13 protein-coding genes are annotated in these 20348 nt (G+C 61.0%); 6 read left to right on the top strand and 7 right to left on the bottom strand.

Translation table 11 applies throughout. The annotated features are described in order from the left end of the window. The first annotated feature begins 52 nt into the window (after nucleotides 1-52). Nucleotides 53-946: a LysR substrate-binding domain-containing protein gene (locus BFW87_RS23125; RefSeq protein ID WP_078742030.1), complete on the top strand. Its 894-nt coding sequence runs from the start codon at nucleotides 53-55 to the stop codon at nucleotides 944-946. Nucleotides 947-1065: 119 nt separating this feature from the next. Here BFW87_RS23125 and BFW87_RS23120 read toward each other — a convergent pair whose 3' ends face one another. Genes BFW87_RS23120 through BFW87_RS23110 form a run of 3 tightly spaced genes read right to left on the bottom strand, consistent with a single transcriptional unit; the run spans nucleotide 1066 to nucleotide 4828 of the window. Beyond that, entirely contained in the window at nucleotides 1066-2361 is a 1296-nt protein-coding gene (locus BFW87_RS23120; protein WP_078742029.1) for an NAD(P)/FAD-dependent oxidoreductase, read from the bottom strand. Continuing rightward, entirely contained in the window at nucleotides 2358-3446 is a 1089-nt protein-coding gene (locus tag BFW87_RS23115) for a polyamine ABC transporter substrate-binding protein (protein ID WP_078742028.1), read from the bottom strand. Before BFW87_RS23115 ends, BFW87_RS23120 begins: the two co-directional genes overlap by 4 nt. Nucleotides 3447-3469: 23 nt before the next feature. Continuing rightward, nucleotides 3470-4828, bottom strand: a complete 1359-nt coding sequence (locus BFW87_RS23110; RefSeq protein WP_078742027.1) for a glutamine synthetase family protein — start codon at nucleotides 4826-4828, stop codon at nucleotides 3470-3472. A 139-nt stretch (nucleotides 4829-4967) separates the two neighbouring features. Here BFW87_RS23110 and BFW87_RS23105 point away from each other — a divergent pair, with 139 nt between their 5' ends. Then, nucleotides 4968-5855, top strand: coding sequence for a helix-turn-helix domain-containing protein (locus BFW87_RS23105; RefSeq protein WP_078742026.1), 888 nt, complete (start codon nucleotides 4968-4970; stop codon nucleotides 5853-5855). 206 nt (nucleotides 5856-6061) lie between these two features. Then, the gene (locus BFW87_RS23100; protein ID WP_078742025.1) at nucleotides 6062-8212 is read left to right on the top strand and encodes a TonB-dependent siderophore receptor; all 2151 of its coding nucleotides are present in this window, start codon (nucleotides 6062-6064) and stop codon (nucleotides 8210-8212) included. A gap of 3 nt (nucleotides 8213-8215) precedes the next feature. Here the strand turns inward: BFW87_RS23100 and BFW87_RS23095 are convergent, their stop codons facing one another. From BFW87_RS23095 to BFW87_RS23080, 4 genes are all read right to left on the bottom strand, one after another. Beyond that, a complete protein-coding gene (locus BFW87_RS23095) occupies nucleotides 8216-8653 on the bottom strand; it encodes a carboxymuconolactone decarboxylase family protein (protein WP_078742024.1) in 438 nt (145 codons plus the stop codon). 106 nt (nucleotides 8654-8759) lie between these two features. Continuing rightward, the gene (locus BFW87_RS23090) at nucleotides 8760-10205 is read right to left on the bottom strand and encodes a mechanosensitive ion channel family protein (RefSeq protein WP_078742023.1); all 1446 of its coding nucleotides are present in this window, start codon (nucleotides 10203-10205) and stop codon (nucleotides 8760-8762) included. Nucleotides 10206-10371: 166 nt separating this feature from the next. Next, nucleotides 10372-11238 carry a pirin family protein gene (locus BFW87_RS23085; RefSeq protein ID WP_078742022.1) on the bottom strand — a complete coding sequence of 289 codons (867 nt, stop codon included), beginning with the start codon at nucleotides 11236-11238 and terminating at the stop codon, nucleotides 10372-10374. Between the two features lie 76 nt (nucleotides 11239-11314). After that, nucleotides 11315-12520 (bottom strand): multidrug effflux MFS transporter, encoded by a 1206-nt coding sequence (locus tag BFW87_RS23080; RefSeq protein WP_078742021.1) that lies wholly within the window; start codon nucleotides 12518-12520, stop codon nucleotides 11315-11317. Nucleotides 12521-12623: 103 nt separating this feature from the next. Between BFW87_RS23080 and BFW87_RS23075 the strand changes: the two genes are divergently transcribed. The 3 genes from BFW87_RS23075 to BFW87_RS23065 all read left to right on the top strand — a co-directional run. Further along, complete coding sequence (locus BFW87_RS23075) at nucleotides 12624-13730, top strand: efflux RND transporter periplasmic adaptor subunit (RefSeq protein ID WP_078742020.1); 1107 nt, start codon at nucleotides 12624-12626, stop codon at nucleotides 13728-13730. 2 nt (nucleotides 13731-13732) lie between these two features. Continuing rightward, the gene (locus BFW87_RS23070) at nucleotides 13733-16816 is read left to right on the top strand and encodes an efflux RND transporter permease subunit (protein ID WP_078742019.1); all 3084 of its coding nucleotides are present in this window, start codon (nucleotides 13733-13735) and stop codon (nucleotides 16814-16816) included. Nucleotides 16817-16956: 140 nt separating this feature from the next. Then, on the top strand, nucleotides 16957-20348 hold a 3392-nt coding region (locus BFW87_RS23065; protein ID WP_078742018.1), incomplete at its 3' end, for a DUF6531 domain-containing protein.

Here is a 20348-nt window from a genome sequence, read left to right as displayed (position 1 = left end):
ATCGGACCGTCCAAGACATACTGCGACCAACTTGAGTCCCAGCAGGTCTTATATGATTGATCTACGCCAACTGCGCTACTTCGAAGTCGTCGCAGAAGAGGAGCACGTCGGCCGTGCGGCTGAACGTTTGCACATCTCCCAATCGCCCTTGAGCCGACAGATTGCCCAGCTGGAAGAACGCCTGGGCCTGACCCTGTTCGAACGCAGCCAGCAACGCATCCGCCTGACCCGCGACGGGCAGACGTTTCTGGCCGAAACCAAGGCGTTGCTGACCCATGCCAATCGCCTGGAGTCATTGGGTAAACGCCTGGGCCGGGGTGAGGAAGGCGGCTTGTGCATCGGCTATATCGAAAACGCCATGCACGCCGGTGTGCTGCCCAATGCCTTGCGCGTTTTAAGGGATGACCGCCCCACTGTGCATATCAAGCTGTACAACCTGCCGTCCCTCGAACAACTTGAAGGGTTGCGCCAGCGCAGCCTGGACATTGCGCTGGTCGACGAACCACCCGCCGCGGATGACCCGGACCTGACCGCCTTGCAAGTGCTGGACGACCCGATGCTGCTGGCCCTGCCCGAGCATCATCCACTGGCACACCAAAGTGAGCTGCTGCCTGAGCACCTGGCCGAGCAGGAGTGGATCGGCGTGCAGCGCAAACCCGGCGCCCACCCGGCGGATGACTTTGTGGCGGCCTGCATTCGTGCCGGTTTCACCCCCCAAATCCCCATGGAGGCCAGCGAGCCCTTTACCGCATTGGGTCTGGTTGCGTCGGGCCTTGGCGTGGCCATGGTGCAAAAAGGCCTGAGCCGCAATGCACCACCCGGCGTGGTGCTGCGCGAGTTGCCGTGGCTGACCTACACCACCCCGCTGTGGGCGGCGTGGCATCGAATCAACCTGCGCCCGCTGGTGGAAACCTTCCGCAAAGTACTCACCGAACCCAAAGCCTGACAAAGATCAAAAATGTGGGAGCGGGCTTGCTCGCGAATGCGGTGTATCAGTCACCCAATGCATTGACTGACACTCCGCATTCGCGAGCAAGCCCGCTCCCACATTTGGAGTGAGGTGGGTCAGTTAACCAGTTCGCGCAAGCGATACCACAGCATCCCCAGCGCCAACAGTGGCGAGCGCAACGCCTTGCCGCCCGGGAAGGTCATGTGCGGCACCTGGCTGAAAATATCCAGACCTCTGCTGTGACCCGCATGAATCCCTTCGGCCAACAGCTTTGCGCACCAATGCGTCACGTTAAGCCCATGCCCGGAGTAACCCTGCGCATAAAACACATTCGGGTACTGGCTCAGCCGCCCAACCTGGGGAAACCGGTTGGCGGTGATACCAATCTTGCCGCCCCACTGGAACTCAATGGCGGTATTAGCCAACTGCGGGAACACCTTGAGCATTTTCGGCTGCATATACGCGGCGATATCCACCGGATCACGCCCCGAATAATGGCAGGCACCGCCGAACAACAAACGGCGGTCAGCGGACAGCCGGTAGTAATCCAGCCCGACTTTCTGGTCGCACAGCGCCAGGTTTTGCGGGATCAATTCGCTCGCCAGCTGCGCCGATAAAGGCTCGGTGGCGATGATGTAACTGCCTGCCGGAAGCACTTTGCCACTCAAGCGCGGCTCCAGCTCTTCAAGGTGCGCATTGCACGCCAGCACCAGGTTTGCGGCGCGCACCGTGCCACCCGCGCAACGTACCTGCACGGTGTCGCCGTGGATCAGCTCCAGCACCTCGGTCTGCTCAAAAATCCGCACCCCGAGGGACTCGGCGAGCTGCGCCTCACCCAGCACCAGGTTCAGTGGGTGCAGATGCCCGGAGCCCATGTCCACCAAACCACCGGCGTACACCGTCGAGCCCACGACGTGCTGCATATCCTTCAATTCGACGAGGCGGGTTTCGTGGGCATACCCCATGGCCGCCAGGCTCTCCTGCTCGCCCTTGAACGCCGCAAACTGCGCCGGGGTATTCGCCAACTCACAAAACCCCCAGCGCAAATCGCAGTCGATGCCCTGCTCGCGGATCCGCTCGCCCACCAGCGCCACCGACTCAATCCCCGCCCGTTCCAGGTAACGCACGCCCTCCTCGCCCACGTATTTGGCAAAGCCGGACACGTCGTGGCCGATACCGCGAATCAATTGCCCGCCATTGCGCCCGCTGGCGCCCCAGCCAATGCGCCGGGCCTCCAGCAGGACCACCGAGAGCCCGCGCTGGGCCAGTTCGATGGCGGTATTGACGCCGGTAAAACCGCCGCCGATCACACACACATCGGCGCTCAGGTCCGCGCCCAGTGGCGGGCGCTCCGGCATGGCATTGGCCGAGGCCCGGTAGTAAGAACGGGCGTGGTCAGTCGACTGAATCATTTGTTGGTCTTCACTTTGCTCCAGGCGCGGGTCATCAGGCGCATGGTCGCCGGGGTCGGCGTGGTGGAAATATAGAGTTTGTCGAGCACTTCCTGCGGCGGGTACACCTCAGGGTTGTTCACCAGTTCAGGCGCCATGAACGGTTTGGCGGCCGGGTTGGCGTTGGCATAACCGACCGAGGCGCTGACCTTGGCGATCACTTCAGGGTCGAGCAAATAGTTGATAAAGGCGTGGGCTTCTTTCGGGTTGCCCGCGTCGGCCGGAATCGCCAGCAGGTCGAACCACAGGTTGGAGCCTTCCTTGGGGATCGAGTAGGCGATATTCACGCCGTTCTTGGCTTCCTTGGCACGGTTGGCGGCCTGGAACACGTCGCCGGAATAACCGAACGCCACACAGATATCACCGTTGGCCAGGTCCGAAATGTACTTGGAAGAATGGAAATAGGTGATGTACGGGCGCAGCGTCAGCAGCTTGGCTTCAGCCTGTTTGTAGTCCTCGGGGTTCTCGCTGCGCGGGTCCTTGCCCATGTAGTTGAGAATCGCCGGGAACAGCTCATCCGCCGAATCGAGGAAGGCTACGCCGCACTCATGCAGCTTCGTGATGTTCTCGGGCTCGAAGAGCACCGCCCACGAGTCGATATGGTCGATGCCCAGCACCTGCTTGACCTTGTCGACGTTGTAGCCAATGCCATTGGTGCCCCACAGGTACGGCACCGAGTGCGCGTTACCCGGGTCGTTTTTCTCCAGCAGCTTGAGCAGTTTGGGGTCGAGGTTCTTGAAGTTCGGTAACTGCGAACGGTCAAGTTTGAGAAACGCACCGGCCTTTACCTGGCGTGCCAGGAAGTGGTTGGACGGCACCACCACGTCATAGCCGGTGCGCCCTGCGAGCAGTTTGCCCTCGAGGGTTTCGTTGGAGTCGAACACGTCATAGATCACTTTGATCCCGGTTTTGGCCTGGAAGTCGGCCAAGGTGGTCTCGCCGATGTAGTCGGTCCAGTTGTAGACACTTACAGTTTGTGCCGCTTCGCTGGTGCTGCTGAGACCCGCGACCAGAGCCAGCGGGAGAAGCTTTTTCACAAGACGCATTTCGACACCCCTTTATTGGTTTTTTAGACGCTCAACAGCAGGAACTCACGCTCCCAGGAACTGATCACCCGCTTGAAATTCTCATGCTCGGCGCGTTTGACCGCGACGTACCCGCGCACGAACTTGTCGCCCAGGTACCTCTTGACCGTGTCGCAATCCTCCATCCGCGCCAGCGCATCTTCGAGGGTGAACGGCAGGCGCAGGTTGCGGCGCTCGTAGGCGCGGCCTTCCACCGGGGCGCTCGGTTCGATCTGTTCGATCATCCCGAGGTAGCCACACAGCAGGCTGGCGGCAATCGCCAGGTAGGGATTGGCGTCGGCACCCGGCAGGCGGTTTTCCACGCGCATGGCGTCAGGGCTTGAGGTGGGCACGCGCAGGCCGACGGTGCGGTTTTCTTCACCCCACTCGACGTTGACCGGTGCAGAAGTGTCCGGCAGAAAGCGGCGGAACGAGTTCACGTTCGGCGCGAACATCGGCAGCAGCTTGGGGATGTATTTTTGCAGGCCGCCAATGTGGTGCAAAAACAGCTGGCTCATCTTGCCGTCGGCGTCGACAAATACTGGCTTGCCCGTGGCGATCTCGACCACGCTCTGGTGCAGGTGCATGGCGCTGCCCGGCTCATCGGCCACCGGTTTGGCCATAAAAGTGGCGGCCACATTGTGCTTCAACGCGGCTTCGCGCAGGGTGCGTTTGAACACGGTGATCTGGTCGGCCAGGTCAAGGGCATCGCCATGGCGGAAGTTGATTTCCATCTGCGCCGGGCCGTCTTCGTGGATCAGCGTGTCGAGGTCCAGGCCCTGCAGTTCGCACCAGTCGTAGACGTCTTCAAACAGTGGATCGAATTCGTTGGCGGCGTCGATGGAAAACGACTGGCGACCGGTTTCGGCGCGACCGGAGCGGCCCACCGGGGTTTTCAGCGGCAGGTCCGGGTCTTCGCAGCGCTGGGTCAGGTAGAACTCCATTTCCGGCGCGACAATCGGCTGCCAGCCCTTGTCGGTGTAGAGCTGCAAAACTTTCTTCAAGATATTGCGTGGCGACAACTCGATGGGGTTGCCCTGCTTGTCGAAGGTGTCGTGGATCACAATCGCGGTGGGCTCGATGGCCCATGGCACCACGTAAGTGGCGTTGGACACCGGGCGGCAGATCATGTCGATGTCGGCGGGGTCGAGCAGGTCGTAGTAGATATCGTCGTCGACAAAGTCCCCGGTCACCGTTTGCAGCAGCACACTTTCCGGCAGGCGCATGCCTCGCTCATGCAGGAACTTGTTGGTGGGCGCAATCTTGCCGCGTGCGATGCCAGTCAAATCACTGATCACGCATTCGACTTCGGTAATCTTGTGTTCTTTCAGCCAGGCGGACAGCTGATCGAAGGGGGCTTTCATAAGGACCTCGTCATGGGTTGGATGCACGCGCCGACTTGTACTCCCGGCGCATTGAGGTCTATCTTGGGCCAGCCTTCAAACGGCATCTATCCACTTTGCACGCAACACAACGCACCAATAGAGTGCGCACGGATCACCCATGACACAGGCAACGGCTTTGCGCGTACAGGCCTTCACCACCGGTGATGTGGCCGCTCAATGCAGTGCGACACCCGGTTGGGTGCAGCAGTACCAGCAGATGTCCCCGGGGCATTTCGCCGGGCAGATCCGCTACCTCGACCTGCAAGGTGTCGAGGTGTACGAAGAGTGCATGAACACGCGGGTGGAACAGCATTTCAACGCGCCGCCCGGCTCACTGGCGTTCTGTTTTGACGGCAGCGACAACGCGCTGTACCTGCTCAATGGCGAAAGCCGCAACACCTGGATCACCCCGGAAAACTACCGTGAAGTGGCGGTGGTGTTCGGCCCGCAATTCGTGCAACGCCACGGGTTGGACGTGGCGAAACTCGAAGGCCTGTTCATGGCGCCGCTGACAGGCCAACAGAACGCACTGTTCACCCGTTGGCTCAGTGGTACGTTGACGCGATTGCCTACCGTGCCCGACCCCGTCAACCTCACCCGGCAATTGCTCGACGACTGCCTGTTTATCCTCGACAACGCCTGCGTGTGCCTGGACCGCAGCTCATTGCAGCGCCGCAGCGAGGAACGCCGGCTGATGGCGCGCATCGGCGAATGGGCCGCGGATACGCAGGATGAGACCGTCAACCTGCTGGAACTGGCGCAGATTGCCGGTGTGCCGCTGCGTCAATTGCAGCAAGGCTTCAAGACCTATACCGGGATGAGCCCCGCGCAGTGGTTGCGGTTGCGCCGGTTGAATGGCGCGCGGCGGGAGTTGTTGAGCGGCGCCGATACCACCGTGGCTGAGGTGGCGATGAATTGGTCGTTCTGGCATTTGGGGCGGTTTTCCAATAGCTATCGGGCGTTGTTCAAAGAGTTGCCCAGCGAAACCCTCAAACACTCCTGCTGAAATGCGATTCACTGTGGGAGCTGGCTTGCCTGCGATCGCGGTATATCAGTGTTACCTGCGTCGCCTGACACACTGCCATCGCAGGCAAGCCAGCTCCCACATGTGATGCTGCGGCGTGATAGATCCCTTCTCCATAGCTTGTAAAACCCGGCCGATATGCCTAGCTTATGCGCCCTTCCCGCCCTGCGCTCTAAGGCCTTGCCCCCATGGTTTTGCGTTTTCGCTCGTTCCCACCTTCACGTTTCGCCCTCGGCCTGCTGCTCAGCGGTGGCATCGGCAATAGCTTCGCGGCTGATATAGAACTGCCTGCGGTGAAGGTTCAGGGCCAGGACGAGTCCGGCTATCGCACTGACAGCGCCTCGGTCGGCGGTTTCAATGAAGCCCCGCTGCTCGACACGCCCGCCTCGATCACCGTGATCAACGCATCCATGATCAAAGACCAGCAAGCCCGCCTGCTCAGTGAAGTGCTGCGCAACGACGCCTCGGTCGGCGACAGTTATGCCCCCATCGGCTACTACGAAAACTTTGTGGTGCGCGGTTTCTCGCTGAATGCAGCCAGCAGCTACAAGATCAACGGGCGCACCATCACCGGCGAGCAGAACGTTGCCCTGGAAAACAAGCAGCAGGTTGAAGTGCTCAAAGGGCTGGCCGGGTTGCAGAGCGGGATTTCCGAACCCAGCGGCGTGATCAACTACGTGACCAAGCGCCCGGAAGACGTGCGTTCGGTGACGGTTTCCACCGACGATCGCGGCAGCGGGTATGTCGCCACGGACGTCGGCGGCTGGTTTGGCAGCGAGCAGCAGTTCGGCCTGCGCGCCAACGTGGCCCATGAAGACCTCAATTCCTACGTGGAACATGCGAATGGCCAGCGTGACTTCGTGTCGCTGGCGTTCGACTGGAACATCAGCCCGGATGCACTGTTGCAGCTGGATGCGGAGTACCAGAACAAGCAGCAGCGGTCGGTGCCGGGGTATCAGCTGTTGGGCGGCACCGAGGTGCCGCATGACGCATCGCCGAAAAAGCTGTTGGGGCATCAGAGCGGCTCGCATCAGGTCGGCATTGATTCGCTGAACCTCAATGGCAAGTTTGAGTACCGCTTCAGCGATCAGTGGAAAGGCAGTGTGAGTGCGGCGCGCAGCAAGGTAGTGATTGATGATTACAGTTCGTTTGCGTGGGGCTGTTATTACATCGGTACTTGCAACGCCAACACGTTCAGCCCTGAGGGCGACTACGACATCTACGACTACCGCAGCCCAGATGACACTCGCCGTGACGATGAAGTGCAGGCGGCCATGACCGGGTTGTTCAACACCGCAGGGCTGGGCCATGAACTGACTTTCGGTACCAGCGCGTTTCGCCGGGTGATCGACAAACGCGACGCAGTGAACGAATACATCGGTAGCGGTAATATCAACGAAGACGCCCCGACTTTCACCCCTACCGACAAGCCGCTGAACGCCAGCCATCGCAACCTCGACAGCCGCCAGTACGGGCTGTTCGTCACTGACCGCATCAGCTTCAACGAGCAATGGCAGACCATTCTGGGTGGCCGTGAAGTGCGCCTTGATGAACAAGCCTTCAACAAAGATGGCGCCAAAACCCGTCACACCCAGCAATACGTGTTCCTGCCCCAGGCAGCATTGGTCTACAAACCGGTGGAAAACGTGTCGCTGTACACCAGCTACAGCAAGGGTCTTTCCCTCGGCGGCACCGCGCCTTGGTTCGCCGACAACTCAAGCGAAACGCTGGCGCCGACCGTGTCCCGCCAAATCGAAGCCGGTGTGAAATACGACTGGCACCGCATCAGTTTCGCCGCCGCCGTGTTCCAGACGCGCCAGGCCTATCAATACGCGAAGCCAGACGGCACTGGCGCGTTCATCTATGAGCAACAAGGCGAACAGAAAAACACCGGCCTGGAACTGTCCGCCAACGGCTGGGCCACCGACCGTCTGCAAATCGCCACCAGCGTCGCGGCCATTCGCACGCGCGTGACCGGCAGCGGCACACCGGAGTACGAAGGCCATCAGGCGATCAACGTCCCCAAACTGCGTGCCAGCGTTTACGCCGATTACGCCTTGCCGTGGGTAAACGGGCTGGCCGTGCTGGGTGGCGTGCAATACAGCGCCAGGAAGTACGCCAACCGCACCGGCACCGTGGAGGTCGGGGATTACGCGGTGGTAAATGTCGGCAGCCGCTACACCACCAAACTGGACGGCTATGAGACGGTATTTCGCCTGAGCGTCGACAACCTCTTCGACAAGCGCTACTGGCGCGACGCGGGCGAATACCTGGGGGATGACTACTTGTTCCAGGGCGCGCCATTGACGGCGCGCCTGAGTGCAACGGTGAACTTCTAAGCCTTACTTCGGCATCTTGCGAAAGCCGATTGCCAGGCGATTCCAGCTGTTGATGATCGTAATCGCCAGGCTCAGATCAACCTGTTCCTGGGCGCTGAACTCGGCCGCCAATGTAGTGAAGTCTTCATCCGGTGCGTGGGTCTGGCTGATCAGGGTCAGGCTTTCAGCCCAGGCCAGCGCGGCGCGTTCACGCGGGGTGAAGAACGGCGTTTCGCGCCAGGCCGACAGGGTGTAGAGACGGCGCTCGGTTTCACCGCCTTTGCGGGCGTCGGCGGTGTGCATGTCCAGGCAGAAAGCGCAGCCGTTGATTTGCGAAACGCGCAGGCGGATCAGCTCCAGCAAAGGCAGCTCGATGGACAGTTTGCCGGCGGCAGCTTCCAGAGCGAGCATGGCTTTCATGGCGTCTGGGGAGGCGGTGTAGAAATCGGTACGGGTTTGCATGGCGGTACTCCGGAACGGTGGGGATTGGTGGCTAGATTAGCCACCGAGGGGGGAAGGAGAAATATCCAATTCCGGGTAAGAGTGGGTGACCAATGTGCTCAACGCCTCACAACCCCCTGTCCCTCAACCACTGCATAAACCCCTTCTTGACCGGCACCACCGGCGCCTCCTGTGTCAACGCCTGCGCCGCATGCACCCTGAAATCCAGCAATGCCTTCATGGCCTCACTGATGTCATGCCGCGCATCCAGGCAAGGTTTCAAATACTCCTTCTCAATTCGGTACAGGGTACAAAACGTCTTCGCCGTAAAGTCCGCCAGCGTCGCCTGATCGGACAGGATCCCCGCCTCACCGATCACCTCCCCCGGCCCCATGCGCCCGGCCTCGAACTTGTGGCCGCCCTTGATCAGCATCACCGACACCACGCCGGACTCGACGATAAACAAATGATCGCTGATCTCCCCCGCCGGCAAAATCATATCGCCCGCCCGATAGGTGTGCAGCGTCATGTTCTGGCTGAAGGTGTCTTTCTCTTCCTGGCGCAGCGTGGAGAAGATCGACGAGCGCTCCAACAACGCCCGCGCACCCGACATGGCAGGCGGCGTGCTGCTTTCGGTAGCAGACAATATGCCCACCCCCGCCGCTTGCAAGTGCCGGAAAGCCAGGTCGTAAAGTTGATTGCGCACTTCACGCTTCAGGGCCATGGCTGGCACAAAACCGCTGATTTCGTACTCGACGCCACCGCTGGCCGATGCCTTGAAAGCCACACTCGGCGCAGGTTTACCCAATAATGGCCGGCACCCCTGCATCGCCCGCTCCAGCGCCTCGATCACCACTTGCGGGCGCGCATGCGGGCTGACTTGCAGGCTCACCGCCAACCCGAACATGTCCGCCGGGCGCGAGAAGTTGATGATCTTGGCCTTGGCCGCCAGGGAGTTGGGAATCACCGCCATGCTGCCCTGCGAGGTTTGCAGCCGCGTGGCACGCCAGTCGATATCGGTGACCCGGCCTTCGGTGCCGTCGATGGAGATCCAGTCATCAATCTGGTAAGGCTTGGTGGTGTTGAGCACGATGCCGGAAAACACGTCGCTCAAGGTGCTTTGCAACGCCAGGCCGACGATGATTGCCACCGCGCCAGAAGTGGCCAGCACGCCCTTCACGGGCAGGTCGAGCACGTACGCCATGGCGGCGATGATCGCGATCAGGAAAATCACCGCGCCGACGATGTCCTGCAACAACCGCCCGGTGTGGCCGACGCGCTGCATCATCACCGCGCCGAGCAACACCGTGAGCGTGCGCGCGGCGAACAGCCACCAGCCGATCTGCAGAGCAGTAGCCGCCAGGTGCAACGCGGTGTTGTCCGCGTAAGGCGCGGCTTGCATGGGGTTCATGCCGTCGTTGAACAACACGGCACTGAAGACAGCGAAAATCACCAGCCGCGCCGCGAGCTTCCAGGTGGCGAAGGTGGGGGAAATCAGGCGCCACACGGCGATGTCGATAAAGATCAGCGCCATGGCGCAAAACATCGGGTGATCGGCGATAAATGAGGGCATCCAGGCGACTCCAGGGCGAATGCCCAGAAGATCGCATGAATTGATAACACTGGAAACAAAATGTGGGAGCTGGCTTGCCTGCGATAGCATCACCAAGGTTTAGCTCATTGACCGAGGTGCTTGCATCGCAGGCAAGCCAGCTCCCACAGGGTTCCTGGCCTGGCAGTCAGGCCTGCATCTGCCCGAACCGACCCGACTGAAAATCCGCAAACGCCTGATGGATTTCCTGCTCGGTGTTCATCACGAACGGGCCGTGGCCGACGATCGGCTCGTCGATCGGCTCGCCGCTGAGCAACAGCACCTTGGCGTCATCGTTAGCTTCCAGCGTCAGCTGGCTACCATCACGCTCAAACAACGCCAGCTGTCCTTGGCGCGCGACTTCCTCACCATTCACCAGCACCGTGCCGCGCAGGATCACCAGCGCAGTATTGCGCCCGGCGTGCAGGTCGAGCGTCACCGCCTTACCGGCGTTCAGGCGCAAATCCCACACGTCGATAGGCGTGAACGTGCGGGCAGGTCCCGAGGCACCGGCAAACTCACCGGCAATCAGGCGCAGTTGCCCCGCATCGTTTGCCAATGGCAGCACCGGAATATCGCCATCAACGATGGTCTGGTAACCGGCGTCGGCCATTTTGTCCTTGGCCGGCAGGTTGACCCACAGTTGCACCATCTCCAGCGCTCCGCCACTGCGGGCGAAGGCTTCGGAGTGAAACTCTTCATGGATGATGCCTTTCGCGGCCGTCATCCATTGCACATCGCCAGGGCCGATTTTGCCGCCTGCACCGGTGGAATCCCGATGCTCGACTTCGCCGTCATAGACGATAGTCACGGTTTCAAAACCGCGATGAGGGTGCTGGCCGACGCCGCGACGTTGTTCAGTCGGGGTGAAATCGGCCGGGCCGGCATGGTCCAGCAACAGGAACGGGCTGATGTGCTCTCCCATCGCATCGTAGGAAAACAGCGTGCGCACCGGAAAGCCGTCGCCGACCCAATGGGCGCGGGGGCTGGTGTAGAGACCGATAAGCTTTTTCATGGTGTACCTCCAAAGTGCCTACACCATAAGCCCACCCGCCTTTATGCACTAGCCGGCAAAAGCGGCCCGGATTGTTCTACGTATAGGACAATCCTTTCACCTGACGCTGACGCAACAGATGGAACGCAACAAAGGCCGTCACCGCGAAACCGGCTTCAATAACGATCATTGGCGTGGCGCTGCCATCACGCAGGTGGCTCAATAAAAGGCCACTGCAGGTCGCGCCAAACATCTGCGAAAAACCCATCAGACCTGCCGCCAGGCCAGCGCGGTGTGCGTTCGGCATGACGCCACCGGTGACCGAGCCCGGCAATACCAGGCCACCGCCCAAGGTGACCGCCGCCACCGGAATATCCAGCCCCGCCACCGACAACCCGAACAGCGCATAAATCACCAGCGCCGAGATCCCGCCCACTGCCACCATTGTCACGCCCATCGCCACAATACGCTGGGGACCAAGACGCATGATGTTACGTCGCGTGTAGGTGGAACCGATGATCAGCATCGACACGATCAGGCCAAAATTGATGCCGTATTCCAGGCTGCTGAACCCCAGCAGGTTGATGAAGACGGCCGATGAACCGGCGATCACCGAGAACATCGCGCCATAGGTACAGGCCAGCGCCACCGCATAGGCGCGGTACTGGCGGTCCTTGAGCAAGTCCAGGTACTGGCCACCCAGCGTGCGCCAGTGACCGGCCTTGGGGTCGAGGCAGTGGTTGCTTTCACGGAAGAACAGCAGCGCGAGAGACAGCACCACACTGCCAATCACCAGCGCGAGGATGATCGGCGCGTGCCAGCCGAAGAATTTGATCAACACCCCGCCGACCATCGGCGCGACCACAATCGCGTACAGCATGCCGATCATGGTGAGCGCCAACGCCGGGCCCGCTTCGGCCTTCCACACATCGCGCACCACGGTGCGGGCCAGCACCAGCGCGGCGCAAGCGCCCAGCCCCTGCAACATACGGGCCGCGATAAATTGCTGGATATCGCTGACCAACAGCATCGACAGCGTCGCCAGCACATACAGCACCAGGCCGCCGATCAACACCGGGCGGCGCCCTATACGATCGGAAAGCGGCCCGAACACCAGTTGCCCGAGGCCGAACGCGGCGACAAAGGCCGACAGCGCCATCAGTGCCGAACCCGCCGGTGCGGCCAGCGCCTGCTCGATGGCTCCGAGGCCCGGGATCATCAATTGGGTCGACACTTCACCCAAGGCGGTAAGCGCTACCAGTAAAAACAACAAACTACGTGACGGTGCCGGGGCGTTTGCCATGGGGATTATCCGGGGGCTGGATTAATTTATATTTCGACCATAATATGCGTAAAAAATTATGTCCATAATTTTTTGTCCCCGATGGCCATCCCCGGAGCCCGCCATGAACCCTCTACCCCTGCGTCTTCTCACGCCCCTGGCACTGTTGATCATCCTCAGCGGCTGCAACAGCAAGGCCGATACCGCCGCCGAAGTACCCCTGCCCCGCCCCGTCCTGGCCGCAAAAGTAGAAGCCGCCGGCACCCGGCAAAGCGCCTACACCGGCGTGGTCGCGGCCCGCACGGAAAGCGATCTGGGCTTTCGCGTTGGCGGCAAGGTCATTGAACGCAAGGTCGACCCCGGCCAACACGTCTCCCGAGGCGACACCTTGCTGGTGCTGGATATCGGCGATTTCGAACTGGCCTTGCGTTCGGCGAAAAACCGCGTGAATGCCGCCCAGGCCCAACTGCGCCAGCGTCGTGATGACGAAAACCGCTACCAGCGCCTGGCCAGCACTGGCGCAGTGTCACGGCAGATCTTCGACCAATCGGCCACCCACCTGCGTGTCGCCGAGGCTGAACTGGCCTCGGCGCAGTCCGACGCCAGCCAGATCGAAAACCGCCGCACCTACTCAGTCCTCAAAGCCGATGGCGACGGCATCATCACCGACGTGCGCGTGGACCGTGGCCAAGTGGTCGCCGAAGGCCAAATCGTTGCGCGCCTGGCCCACGACGGCGCGCGCGAAGCCATCGTCAACCTGCCGGAAAACAGCCGCGACCAAGCCTCACAAAAGGCCCTGGCCTTCCCCTTCGGCGCCCCGGATCAAGCCGTCACCGCCACCCTGCGCGAACTGTCCGCCAGCGCCGACCCGACCACCCGCACCTACCGCGCGCGCTATGTGTTGCACGGCGCTGTCGACCGTTTCGCCCTCGGCTCCACCATCACTGTGCGCCTGCAAGGCAACGGCCAGGCCGAGCAAACCCGCGTACCCATTGGCGCGTTGCAGGACGCGGGGCAAGGCAGCGGCGTGTGGCTGATCGGCGATGACAACACGATCACGTTCGCCCCTGTGAAAGTCGCCAGCCTCGGCCAGGAAGAGGCCTTGCTCGACGGTGGCGTAATACCCGGCCAAACCATCGTTGCCCTCGGCGCGCACCTGCTGCACAGCGGCGACGCGGTACGCCTGCTGCCCGCCCAGGCATTGGCCCTCAACCGTCAACAGGACCACTGAGCATGCGCGGTATCAACCTCTCCGAACTGGCGGTGAAACACCGTGCGGTCACGCTGTTTCTAATTATTGCGATCCTGGCTGCCGGGGTCTTCTCGTTCGGCAAACTGGGCCGTGCCGAAGACCCTTCATTTACGGTCAAGGTCATGACCATCACCGCCGCCTGGCCCGGCGCCACGGCCCGGGAAATGCAGGAGCAGGTGGCCGACCGCCTGGAAAAACGCCTGCAGGAGCTGGACTACTACGACCGCGTCGAAACCATCGCCCAGCCGGGTTTTGTGTCGATGCGCATGACCTACAAGGAGTCCACGCGCCCCAGCGAAATCCAGGACCTGTTCTACCAAACCCGCAAAAAGCTCAGTGATGAAGCCGCGAAACTGCCCAAGGGCGTGATCGGGCCGTTTTTCAACGATGAATATTCCGACGTGTACTTCGCCCTGTATGCCCTGGAAGCCGAGCACCTGCCCCATCGGCAACAAGTGCAAATGGCCGAGGACTTGCGCCAGGGTTTGCTCAACCTGCCGGGGGTGAAAAAGGTCAATATTCTGGGCGAGCAGGCGCAACGAATTTTTGTCGAGTTTTCCTACGAGCGTCTGGCGACTCTGGGGATCAAGCCGGATCAGATTTTTTCTGCGCTGGCCGCACAAAACGCCGTGGCGCCGTCGGGTTTCGTCGAGACCGCCGGCGCCCGCGCATATATCCGTATCGACGGCGCCTTCGACAGCCTGTCGCTGATTGAAAACGTGCCGCTGGAAGTCAACGGCCGCGTGCTGCGCATCGCCGATGTGGCCAGCGTCAGCCGGGGTTATGAAGACCCGCCCAGCTACCGCATCCGCCACCAGGGCGACCCGGCGCTGATGCTGGGCGTGATCATGGAAAAACACTGGAACGGCCTGGAGCTGGACAAGAGCCTTAAAGCCCAGGAAGCCAAAATCCAGGCCGACCTGCCGCTGGGGGTGAACTTTGCCAAGGTTTCCGACCAGGCCAAAAATATCAGCCTGGCGGTAAACGAATTCATGCTGAAATTTTTCGTCGCCCTCGCGGTGGTGATGGTGATCAGCCTGTTGGCGCTGGGTTTTCGCGTCGGTCTGGTGGTGGCCGCTGCGGTGCCACTGACGTTGTCGGTGGTGTTTGTGATCATGCTGCTGACCGGGCGTGAGTTCGACCGCATCACCCTCGGCGCGCTGATCATTTCTCTCGGTTTGTTGGTGGATGACGCGATCATCGCCATCGAGATGATGGTGGTAAAGCTGGAAGAAGGCTTCGACCGGATTCACGCCGCCACCTTCGCCTGGAGCTCCACCGCCGCGCCCATGCTCACCGGCACGCTGGTGACGATCATCGGCTTTCTGCCGGTGGGCTTTGCGCGTTCGGGCGCGGGGGAATACGCCGGTAATATCTTCTGGATCGTCGGCTTTGCGTTGATCTCGTCCTGGCTGGTGGCCGTGGTGTTCACACCCTATCTGGGCGTAAAACTGTTGCCGCAGATCAAACCGGTGCCCGGCGGCCACGACGCGATTTATGCCGGGCGTTACTACCAGACACTGCGCAGGCTGGTGGAGGCCTGTGTCCGCGGGCGCTGGCTGGTGACCGGGCTGGTGGTCGCCGCGTTTGTACTGTGCGGGCTGGGCATGGGCGTGGTGAAGAAGCAATTCTTTCCCAATTCCGACCGCTCCGAGCTGATTCTTGAGGTGTACATGCCGCCCGGCAGCGCGTTCAAGGCCACTGAGGCGGTAGCGGCGCAGCTGGAAAAAGCGCTGATGGAAGAGCCACAAACCAGCCTCGTCGACACCTATGTGGGCGGCGGCGCGCCACGCTTTTTCCTCTCGCTGAACCCCGAACTGCCCGACCCGGCGTTCGCCAAGCTGATCGTGCAAACCCCGGATTCCCATGCCCGCGATGCCTTGAAACTGCGCATGCGCGAGCGCATTGCGGCCGGTGAGTTTCCGTCAGCGCGGGTACGCGTGACGCAATTACTGTTTGGCCCGCCCGTGCCGTTCCCCGTGGTGTTTCGCGTGTCGGGCCCCAATCTGGATGTGCTGCGAAGCGTGTCCGAAGACGTGCGCAACGTCGTCGCCGCCAACAAACTGACCAAAGATGCGTTCCTCGATTGGGGCGAGCGCACCAGCGGTTATCGGCTGGTGCTGGATCAGGATCGCCTGCGCCTGCTGGGCTTTACCCCCAACGAGGTCAAATCCCAGCTCAATGCCCTGCTCAGCGGCAACCCGATCACCGAAGTGCGCGAAGGCAACCGCACCGTCTCCGTCGTGGCCCGCGCCCAGGGCAGCCAGCGCGAGAACCTCGGCAACCTGAACAACATGACCCTGACCAACAACGCCGGCACTTCGGTGCCGCTGGCGCAGGTCGGGCATTTTCAGGCAGTGATGGAAGAACCGATTCTCAAACGGCGCAACCGTGCGACCACCGTGGAGGTACGCGCCGACATCATCGACGGCGTGCAACCGCCCGACGTGGAAATGGCCGTGTACAAAGACCTGCAACCGCTGATCGCCAAGCTGCCCGCCGGATACCAGATCGACATCGGCGGCCCCGTAGAAGAAAGCGCCAAGGCCAACGTCGCGCTGGCGGCGTTGTTCCCGATCATGATCCTGCTCACCCTCACCGTGATCATGTTTCAGGTGCGCTCGTTCGGCGTGATGTTCATGGTCTTCGCCACCGCCCCCCTGGGGTTGATTGGCGCAGTACCGACCTTGCTGCTGTTCAACCAGCCGTTCGGGTTCAACGCGATTCTCGGCCTGATCGGGATTGGCGGCATCCTGATGCGCAACACGCTGATCTTTACCGATCAGATTCGCCAGAATCAGGAACACGGCATGCGCATTCACGAAGCGATCGTCGAGGCCACCGTGCGGCGCGCGAGGCCCGTGATCCTGACGGCGCTGGCGGCGGCGCTGGCCTTTATACCGCTGACGCTGTCGGTGTTCTGGTCATCCCTGGCTTACGTGCTGATTGGCGGGGTGTTGGTGGGCACGCTGTTGACGCTGTTGTTCCTGCCGGCGCTGTGCAGCCTGGTGCTTGGCCGAAAGCGCACGAAAGCTGCTGAAACCTCCCACGTAACGGCGGGATAAGCTCTACATCCATCTCTCGAAAACCTCTGCAAAGTCCTTCGCCTGATCACACAGTGCGAGGGATTGCAGATGGTTTTTTTCGTTAGTGCCCTGATTGTCGGGGCTGTCTCAGACGCGTCTCCCCTGTGGAGACGTCGCGCATGACCAACACCTCCCACATTACCCTGATCGAACACGAGCTCAATGGCTTTCATAAAAGCCTGGCGGAGTATCGCCAGCAGATGGGCGCCTGGTATTCGCAGGCGCTGGATTCGGTCAGCCATGCCGCGGATTTGCCCTCGCTGCTGGGGATGGAGCGGGTGTTGCGGGTAGGCAACTCGCAGACCGTGGTGAGTACGACCGATCCGGACGTTTTAGGCACTGTCGTGATGTGCCAGCTGGGCGGCGAACTGAAGATCGAAAGTAAGTTTGAGTCGGTGTATGACGTGCCGATCGGCGACATACCGGTTGAAGTGATCGGGCTCGATGACGGCAGTTCCACGGTTGTGACGCTCGATGAACACGGCAAAGGCTCGCACCACTGCGCGGCAGGTGGGCGCTATCAGGTGCGGGTGCAAGGTGGCGTCACCGAGGAACAGGTGGACGCGCTGTTTGCTTCCTACGCCGGGCTGACGGCGGACCTGGAGCAGTGGCTGCGCGAGCAATGGAAAGACTTCAAACCCTATTGGCAGCAGTCGACCGCCAGCGCCATCGGCAGCGGCGTGTTGGCGGGTAGTTGGGCGGCAATCAAGGAGGTGTGGGACAGCATCAAGCTGGTCCAGGCGATTCTTGAAGACCCACTGAAGTTCGGCGAGCAGTTGGGAGATCAGGCGGCCAAGTTGGCGCAGTTGGCCACCGACACACCCAAAGTCATGGAACAGGCCATGCTGCTCGCCAGTGATGAGGCGGCACTTTACCTGATGGTGCGCACAGCGATGCTCTGGCTCGACGCGCTGCCACCCGGCGAGATGGCCGAGGTGGGGGCCGGGTTTGTGGTGTCGTTGCTGATTGATCTGGTGATTGGCGCGGTGCTGACCATCGCGCTGCCGGCGGCGGGTGTGGCTTATCTGGGATTGCGGCTGGTCAAGTACGGCGCGCAGATTCTGGAGGCGGCGGTGGGCTTTGTCCGAAGCCTGCTCGGGATTCTGACGAAGTTCATGCAGGCAGTTGATCGCTACAAGGCAGTGGCGGTTCGCGGCGTGGTTGGCGGGTTGAAGCAAGGCACGATGCAGATGCGCTGGCGGGCGCGGCAGAACGCGGTGCTGAAACAGAAAGAGCACGTCGACGATGTGCCCTCGTCGGGGAAAAACCCAGCAGGGGATGCAGCGGCTTCGGCTGATAAAACTGCTACCAACGGCTGCCCGGTGTCGATGGTGACCGGCGAGGAATTGCTGACACTAGTTGACGGCACGCTGGACGGGATTTTGCCGTTTGAGTGGACGCGCCTGTATCGCACCAGCGCCGTGGAAGTGGATTGCGGGTTGGGGTTTGGCTGGAGTCATTCGCTGGCGCAGCGGCTGGCGGTGGTGGGTGATTCGGTGGTTTGGACGGATCACGAGAATCGTTCGACTGAGTTTCCGTTGCCTACGGTTTCCCGGCCTGCGATTACCAACAGTCTTGCTGAGGCCGCAATTTACCTGGGTTCGTTGCCTGATGAGTTGGTGCTGGCTCAGGGCTCGCGGTTCTATCACTTTCGCGATGGTTCGCTGACGGCGATCAGTGATGCGTATGACAACCGGCTGCGTGTTTCCCGGGATTTTTTGGGGCGGGTTGAGCGGCTGGATAACGGTGTGGGGCGCTCGCTGCTTTTGCGTTATGAGCGTGGTCGCATTGTTGCGCTGGACTATCAGGTTCATCGGGCTGAGGGACCGGGGCCGTTTGTCTGGGTCACGGAGCAGAATGTTGTTTCCTACGCATACGACGACGCTGGACGACTGGTTTCTGCAACCAACGCTGTAGGCGAAAGCGAGGTTTACCGGTACGACGACCAGCACGTCATTCTTGAGCGTCAGTTGGCCGGTGGGGCGAGTTTTTTCTGGGAGTGGGAACGGTCTGGCAAGGCGGCACGGTGTGTTCGGCACTGGGCCAGCTTCTCGCAGATGGACACGCGGTATGCCTGGGGTGATGACGGCCGTGTCACGGTTCACAACGCTGACGGTAGTCAAGAAGTGTATGTGCACGATCAACGTGCGCGGCTGGTTCAGCGCGTTGATCCGGATGGCGCCGAACACTTCAAATCCTACGACGACAAGGGCCGGCTGACGGTTGAGCAGGATCCGCTGGGGGCGGTGACGGCGTATCAGTATGACGAAGCCGGATGCCTAGTGGCGTTGTTTCCGGGGGACGATGAGCCGACTTCCTACGAGCACGACAACGGATTCGTACGGGTTGTAAGGCGGGGCGAAGCGGTTTGGAAGTATGAGCGCAATGATCAGGGCGATGTCACACGTAAGACCGATCCTTCCGGCAGCATTACTGACTACAGCTACAACAAACACGGGCAACTGACAGGGGTTTGGTATCCCGATCACAGTTGTCATCGGCTGGTGTGGAATGAGCGTGGGCAACTGGTTGAGGAGCAACTGCCGAATGGTGGCGTGAAGCGCTATCGCTATGACGATCTGGGCCGCCAAATTGCGCGTGAGGATGAATACGGCGCCCTGACGCAGTACCAGCTGGACAGTGTTGGCCGCTTGGTTCGCGTGGTTCTGCCAGGCGGCACTACGCGTGAATACAGCTACAACCCTTACGGAAAAATCACCGCTGAGCGTGATGAGCTGGGGCATGTCACCCGTTACGAATACGGTGACGGCCTGCATCTGATCAGCCGCCGCCTCAACGCTGACGGCACTCAGGTCAAGTATCGCTACGACAACACGCGATTACTGCTAACTGAAATCGAGAACGAGGTCGGCGAAGTTTATGGGTTGCAATACCACCCCAACGGCCTGATCCAGCAAGAAATCGGTTTTGACGGCCAGCGCACCGCCTATGTCTACGACCTCAACGGCAACCTGCAGGAAAAGACCGAACACGGCGACGATGGCAGTCAGCTAGTTACGCGTTACCGGCGAGACCACGCAGGTCGCCTTGTAAGAAAAACCCTCCCCGATGGCAAAACTGTCGATTACGCCTACGACCGCCAAGGCAATCTCCTCGGCGTCAACGACGGCCACTGGGCGCTTACCTACGAATACGACCAGCAAAACCGCCTCACCGCCGAACACCAGGGCTGGGGCACGCTCCGCTATGGCTACGATGCCTGCGGTCAGCTGAAAAACCTGCGCCTGCCGGACAACAACCGCGTCACGTTCAATCATGAAAAAGGCGGCCATCTCTCCACCGTCGAATTAAACGGCGCCCTCCTCACCTCGCACCTGTTCAAGGCAGGCCGCGAGCGACAGCGCCAACAAGGCCAACTCATAAGCCACTACGGGTACGACGAACAAAACCGCCTGCACGCCCACGCCGTCACCCAACAAAGGCACGACCTCTTTCAGCGCCACTACGACTACGACAAAACCGGCAACCTCAGCCGCATCCACGACACCCG

Source organism: Pseudomonas fluorescens, assembly GCF_002022275.1.
Taxonomy (GTDB): Bacteria; Pseudomonadota; Gammaproteobacteria; order Pseudomonadales; family Pseudomonadaceae; genus Aquipseudomonas; species Aquipseudomonas fluorescens_AJ.
The sequence above is the reverse complement of the archived record's forward strand: the minus strand, read 5'-3'. Positions and strand labels throughout refer to the sequence as shown.